A 6761-nucleotide genomic window follows, 5' to 3' on the forward strand; every position below is an offset into this window, starting at 1 on the left:
CATGCAGAGGATCACAATGAGCGCACCACGCTACGCAGTTTTCGGCAAGCCCATCGCCCATTCGCAGTCGCCACGCATCCAGTCCGCGTTCGGCAAGGCACATGGCATCGCCGTGGATTACCGCGCCATCGAGGCCTCGCCGGAAGATTTCGTGGCCGCACTGGAAGCCTTTGCCGCTGACGGCGGCGTCGGTGCCAACGTGACCCTGCCGCATAAAGAGGCTGCGTTCGCACTGTGCACGACGACCACCTCGCGCGCACATCGCGCCGGAGCGGTTAACACGTTGCTGCGCAAGGGTGATCGCTGGCATGGCGACAATACCGACGGCATCGGCCTGGTGCGCGACCTCACCGGACGTCACGGCCTGGATCTGCGCGGCCGCCGGGTGCTGCTGTTGGGCGCCGGTGGCGCCGCGCGTGGCGTTGCTCCTGCATTGCTGGATGCAGGCATCCTCGAACTGATCGTGGTCAACCGTTCACCCGAACGTGCCGATGCGCTGGTCGATGCGATGAGCGAACCCGGCCGCGCCATCTCCGCGTACTGGGAGGATCTGCGCGAGCAGGGCGACTTCGAGCTGATCATCAACGCCACCTCGGCCGCTCGTGGCGAGGGCAGTGGCTTCAACCTGCCGCTGTCGCTGGTCAACAGCATGACCACGGCGGTGGACCTGAATTACGGCGAGGCCTCGATTCCGTTCCTGGCCTGGGCGCGCGCGGCGGGTTGCCGCAATAGCTTCGATGGCCTGGGCATGCTGGTCGAGCAGGCTGCCGAGAGTTTCCAGCAGTGGCATGGCATGCGCCCGGAGACCGATGCGATCTACGCCGAGCTGCGCGCCGGTGACGCGCTGTTGGTCACCGCGGACTGAGGCCGGACATGGAACCCACTGAATTGCTGACCACCCTGCTGGTTTCCATCGGCTACCGCCTGCCGATCATGATTGCGCTTGGCGTCGCCGTGGTGATGTTGCTCGATACCCCGCGTGGCAAGGTGCGCAGCGTGGCATTGGGTGCGCTGTCGCTGCTGCTGGCCGTCACCCTGATAGGCGGCGGGCTGACCGCAATCCCGCTGGTGCTCATCGCCACTGGCAACTATTCCGGCATGGGTGCGATGAATACGCTGCTCAGCATTGGCCATGTTGGCTTGGCGCTGCTGGAAGCGGCCGGCTACATCATGCTGGCCTGGGCCCTGGTGCAGGCCCTGCGGCGGCCGCAGGCCGCCGGCAAACCCTGAGCCCGCAACGCATTCGGTGAATGCGGGCGGGTATGGGAAAATGCCCGCCTTGATTGAGCTGCGGGCAGGTTGGCGTGACGGAAAAAGTAGAAGCACCACGGGCGCTGACCGAGGACATCAAAACCGGCATCCGTGACGCTTACAGCAAGCTGCAGGCAAACACGCCTGGCTTCAGCACGCGCCGCTCGCAGAGCCAGATGATCGGCGTGGTGTCGCGTGCGCTGGGCACTGGTGGCGTTGGCGTGGTGGAAGCACCGACCGGCGTCGGCAAGAGCCTGGGCTACCTCACCGCTGGCGTACCGATCGCGCTGGCCAGCAAGAAGAAGCTGGTGATCAGCACCGGCACCGTGGCCTTGCAGTCGCAGCTGGTCGAGCGCGACATCCCCAACTTCCTCAAGTCCACCGGCCTGCAGGCCACCGTTGCGCTGGCCAAGGGCCGTACCCGCTACCTGTGCACCCGCAACGCGGCCGAAGCGCAGGGCGAGGGCGTGCAGGAAGGCATGTTCGGCGACGACGTGCAGCTCTACGACCGGCCGTTGGCGCCGATCGAGATGGACGTTGCCGAAAAGCTGACCAAGGCCTTCATCGAAGGCCGCTGGAACGGCGACCTGGACAACGCGCCGGAGAACGTCACCCCGACGCTGCGCATGCGCATCACCACGCCAGCCTCGGCCTGCGCCGGGCGCCGCTGCGCGTATTCCGCGCAATGCCCGGTGCTGCGCGCACGCACCGAAGTGCGTGATGCACAGATCATCGTCACCAACCACGCACTGCTGTTGTCGGCGTTGTCCTTGGGCGACAGCGACAGCGGCCAGCCCCTGATCGCGCCGCCCGGCGACATGCTGCTGGTGCTGGACGAAGGCCACCACATCGGCAACGTCGCCATCGACCAGGGCGCAGCCAACCTGCCGCTGGACGACATGGCCAAGCGCACCGGCCGCCTGCAGATCCTGATTGCCGGCGCCTACCGGGCGGTGGACAAGGACAAGATCGGCAACCTGTTGCCGAACGAGGCCATCGATGTCGCGTCACGCGTGAGCAAGCTGCTGAAGGCCTTCCGTGACGAGATCGGCAATGTCTGGATTCCGCAGCCGGACGACCGTGAGCCGATGTGGCGCGCCGCCAATGGCCGCCTGCCTGAATCCTGGCGCCAGCCGATCGAAGTGCTGGCCGATGAAACCCGCACCCTGCTCAACTGGGCAACGGCTGCGGCCTCGGCAGTAGCCAAGGGCAAGCAGGATGATCCGGCGGTCGAGCGCCTGCAGCGCAACCTGGGCATGGCCCAGGAGATGGTCGAGCAGCAGTACAACCTGTGGGCTGGCTGGCGCCGCGAAGACAAGGAAGGCCAGCCGCCGATCGCGCGCTGGGTGACGATGTCACGCGATGGCGACTACATCCTGCACTGCTCGCCGGTATCGGCGGCGATGGTGCTGCGCAAGCTGCTGTGGGACGAAGTGGACTCGGTGGTGATGACCTCGGCCACGCTGACCGGCGGCGGTGATTTCCAGTCGCTGGCCATCGACAACGGTATTCCCGAGGAAGCGGAGATGGTGTCGCTGGCCTCACCGTTCGACCTGCCGAACCAGGCCGAGTTGATCGTGCCGCAGTTCCCGGTGACGCCGGATGACCGCGAGCGTCATCCCAAGGAAGTGGCCAAATACCTGGCCAGCGAGCTGGACTGGGACAAGGGCAGCATGGTCCTGTTCACCTCGCGCTGGAAGATGGAAAAAGTAGCCGAGCTGATGCCGGCGACGCTGCGCAAGAAGATCCTGGTACAGGGCGACGGCGCCAAGCAGAAGATGATCGACCAGCACATCAAGCGCACCAGCGAGGGTGAGGGCTCGGTGTTGTTTGGCTTGAATTCGTTTGGTGAAGGTTTGGACTTGCCGGGCGAGGCCTGCACCACGGTGGTGATCACCCAGGTGCCGTTCGCGGTGCCAACCGACCCGCAGACTTCGACGCTGAGCGAGTGGTTCGAGAGCCGTGGCCTGAATTCGTTCAACCTGATCGCGATCCCGCATGCGTTGCGCACCTTGACCCAGTTCTCCGGGCGTTTGATCCGCACCTCGACCGATACCGGGCGGGTGATCATCCTGGATTCGCGCCTGCTGACGCGCCGGTATGGCAAGCGCATCATTGATTCCCTGCCGCCGTTCAAGCGGGTAATTGGCTGAGGTAGCTCCTTGCTGGTACATCCGATCACCAACCCGTAAAGTTCGCCGCCTTCTCTCCAGTAAACACAGCCATGGCTACTCCTTCTGCAACCTTCCCTTGGACGCAGCAACTGCAGCATCTGCAGCAGCGCGATGGCGCTTTGGCGTTGTTGGGGACGCACGCGATGTTCGCTGTCGAAGGTGGGGCGCTGACTGCTGCAGGTTCCGCGCTGGAGCAGCTGTTGTTGGCGGGTGAGGGCCAGCTCAAGGCGGACAATGACGTGAGTCTGGTCGCCGATGAGCTGCGCCGTTACCAGAAGTTCGCGCCGCCGGGGCGGCCATCGGTACAGATCGTGCAGTTACGTCGGCAGCAGTCGACGGTGCAGCAGGCGCAGCGGATCGCCCGTCAGGCGTTCATCCGCAACGCTGATGGCTTTGCGCGGGCGCTGGCTTTGGACGTGCCGCAGAAGTTGGGCGTGGTTGAAACCGTGATGCGCTGGCTACGCGCAAACCTGGCGTAGCGCTGCTTCGCTCCCACCCCAGCGTAAAGTTGCTTAGCTCCCTCCCTTGCGCAAAGCGCAGGGGAGGGCTTGGGAGGGGTAGCTTTTGCAGTTGCAGTTGCCCTTGCTTTGGTTCCGGCTTTTGACCTACCGGGCCCCTTCCGCAGCGACGGAGCCAGTGGGAAGAACCCGAAGGGCGACGTGCATGGAAGCACGTCGTTTTTCGCCACGACAGGGATGTCGTGTCGAAAAATCCCGCTGGCGGAGTGGACCTGGAGCGCGCAGCGCGGAAGGCGCGTAGGCAGGGTGTGCTTTCTTTTGGTTAGCTTTTCTTTGCACAAGCAAAGAAAAGTAACTCGCTCCCCGAAGGGGAGAGAAAGCCTTGGCTTCCGTTGTTGCTGTCACTGTCTGCAAAACCAAAGCAAATACAAGTGCAGAGCTTTCGCCCGCCTACGGCGCGCGAGCGCACCTTTCTTTGCTTGTGCAAAGAAAAGCAAACCAAAAGAATGCACACCCTGCCTACGCGCCTTCCGCGCTGCGCGCTCCAGGTCCACTCCGCTGCCGGGATTTTTCGACGATACATCCATGCATCGTCGAAAAACGACGTGCGTCCTGCACGTCGCCCCATGCGGGGTCTTGTCCGTCAGCTCCGTCGCTGCGGAAGGGGCACGGTAGAGCAAAGTCAAAATCCACGGCAACGGCAACGGCAACGGCAACGGCCGAAGCTACCCCTCTCCAGCCCTCCCCTTGCCTGCGGCAAAGGGAGGGGGCTAGAGCAACAGCAACAGCAACAGCAACAGCTGCTACTACTGGGTTAGTGCCACAGGCCGAAGATCAGGCCGAACAGCACGAATTGTGCGGTGTGGTAGCCGCCGTCGATCGCCCACAGCTTTCCGCTGCGCTGGGCGAACTGGTAGTTGATGCCGAAGCTCGCCGCGACCATGCCGAAGCCGGCGACCAGACCGCACAACAAGGCCTTGCGCAGCTCCGGTTGCGGGCCGACAAGCCAGGCAAAGGCGAACGCCGCCACCAGCGAAAACAGAAAGGCCACGCCGAAGACCTTGCCCGGATGTCCCTGCGGCACTTCGCCGCCGTTCTCACGGTTCCAGGCGCGGCCGAACAGGATCGGTGAATACCACAGCCCACCCAGCAGGAAACTCGATACAGCGGCCAACACCACGGCATAAACGTTCATGCATTTCCCTTGGGCAGTGAGCGATGCCGCATCCTAGCGCTGTCGCATGCGCTTGCGTAGCGGCGACAAAAAGAAGACCGGCGGGTTTCCCCGCCGGCCTCCTACCTCGCACACTTTGCTATGACGCGACTCAGGCTTCCAACGCCGCTGCCGGGCCAAAGAACTCGTAACGGCTCTGCGCTTCCGGCACGCCGACATCGCGCAGCAACTTCTTCACCTGCGCCATGAACGGCTTCGGGCCAAGGAAGTAGGCGTCCATGTCGCGCTCAGCCGGCAACCACTGCTCCAGCAGCTCGCGGCTGAGGAAGCCTTCGGCATCGCCAGCATCACCCGGCAGCGCTTCGCTGTAGCAGGTGTAGCTGCGCAGCTGCGGGTGCTGCTTGTGCTTTTCGGCGATGAATTCGCGGAAGGCATGTACGTCGCCATTGCGTGCGCAGTGGATGAAGTGCACCTGGCGACCGCTGGCCAAAGCCTGCTCCAGCATCGGCAGGGTCGGGGTGATGCCGACGCCGCCGCTGATGAAGGCGACCGGGCGTTCGCTGGCCACCAGGGTGAAATCGCCAGCGGGGGCGAACAGCTCCAGCGTGTCGCCTACCTGCACCTTGTCGTGCAGATGGTTGGATACCTTGCCGTTGCCTTCGCGCTTGACGCTGATGCGGTAGCCGACGCCGTTGGCTGCACGCGACAGGGAATAGTTGCGACGGGTTTCCTCGCCGTCGAGCTCCAGCTTCATGCCGATGTACTGGCCTGGCTTGAAGTCCACCACCGCGCCGCCGTCGACCGGCACCAAGTGGAAGGAGGTGATCTCTGCGCTCTCGGGCACCTTCTCGGCAACGCGGAACGTGCGTGCACCGCGCCAGCCGCCGGGGGCCTTTTCATTGGCTGCGTAGACTTCTTCCTCGGCGCCGATCAACAGGTCGGCCAACATCTGGTAAGCGGCGCCCCAGGCGTCGATGATTTCGTCGGTGGCAATGTCCGGGCCCAGTACTTCGCGGATCGAGGCCAACAGGTGGTGGCCGACGATCGGGTAGTGCTCCGGCAGGATCTGCAGGGCAACGTGCTTGTTGACGATCTGCCCCACCAGCGGACCCAGCGCTTCCAGGCGGTCGATGTGCTTGGCGTACATCAGCACCGAGTTGGCCAGCGCACGCGGTTGGTCGCCACTGCTCTGGTGCTTGGGGTTGAACAGCGGGCGCGCGACATCGCTCTGGGTCAGCATGCGGCCGTAGAAATGCTTGGTCAGCGCTTCGCCGCCGGTCTCCAGCAATGGGACGGTGGCTTTGATGAGGTCGCGTTGGGTGGGGCTGAGCATGGTGCGAACTATCCGGCTTCGGGGGTAGCTCCATGTTCCGCGCAGCGGGCCTGCTTTCTCGATGACTAATATCAAGAACCCGCACGATTGTAGTGCCGAGCCATGCTCGGCAAGAGGCTTCCCGGGGATGCCGCAACTGTAGTGCCGAGCCATGCTCGGCAAGGTGATTTCCCGATAATGCGCAAGAGCTGCGTAAGCCGCGAAGCCACGGCTGCATCAGGCTGCAAGAAGCCACCCCTCCCCAACCCTCCCCTTGGCTCCGCCAAAGGGAGGGAGCAAGCGCGTAGTGCCGAACCATGCTCGGCAGTGGGCTTTACCGGGAATGCCCCAGCCGAGCATGGCTCGGCACTACAGTTGAGGCGGTATCGGGA

6 protein-coding genes are annotated in these 6761 nt (G+C 64.0%); 4 read left to right on the top strand and 2 right to left on the bottom strand.

Features of this window, described 5'->3' with window-relative positions:
• Window positions 1-16 precede the first annotated feature (16 nt).
• From aroE to ACVOLV_RS16045, 4 genes are all read left to right on the top strand, one after another.
• On the top strand, window positions 17-865 hold the full coding sequence (gene aroE / locus ACVOLV_RS16030; protein ID WP_481555245.1) for a shikimate dehydrogenase: 849 nt from the start codon (window positions 17-19) through the stop codon (window positions 863-865).
• 8 nt (window positions 866-873) lie between these two features.
• Complete coding sequence (locus ACVOLV_RS16035; protein ID WP_481555246.1) at window positions 874-1230, top strand: hypothetical protein; 357 nt, start codon at window positions 874-876, stop codon at window positions 1228-1230.
• A 74-nt stretch (window positions 1231-1304) separates the two neighbouring features.
• On the top strand, window positions 1305-3404 hold the full coding sequence (gene dinG, locus ACVOLV_RS16040; protein ID WP_481513886.1) for an ATP-dependent DNA helicase DinG: 2100 nt from the start codon (window positions 1305-1307) through the stop codon (window positions 3402-3404).
• A 71-nt stretch (window positions 3405-3475) separates the two neighbouring features.
• On the top strand, window positions 3476-3904 hold the full coding sequence (locus ACVOLV_RS16045; protein WP_481555247.1) for a hypothetical protein: 429 nt from the start codon (window positions 3476-3478) through the stop codon (window positions 3902-3904).
• Window positions 3905-4697: 793 nt separating this feature from the next.
• On the opposite strand, the gene ACVOLV_RS16050 is transcribed toward ACVOLV_RS16045, so the two are convergent.
• Complete coding sequence (locus ACVOLV_RS16050; protein ID WP_481555248.1) at window positions 4698-5078, bottom strand: DUF1761 domain-containing protein; 381 nt, start codon at window positions 5076-5078, stop codon at window positions 4698-4700.
• A gap of 130 nt (window positions 5079-5208) precedes the next feature.
• Window positions 5209-6390 carry an NO-inducible flavohemoprotein gene (hmpA, locus tag ACVOLV_RS16055; RefSeq protein ID WP_481555249.1) on the bottom strand — a complete coding sequence of 394 codons (1182 nt, stop codon included), beginning with the start codon at window positions 6388-6390 and terminating at the stop codon, window positions 5209-5211.
• Window positions 6391-6761 lie beyond the last annotated feature (371 nt).

It is taken from the genome of Stenotrophomonas sp. STEN023, assembly GCF_056760135.1.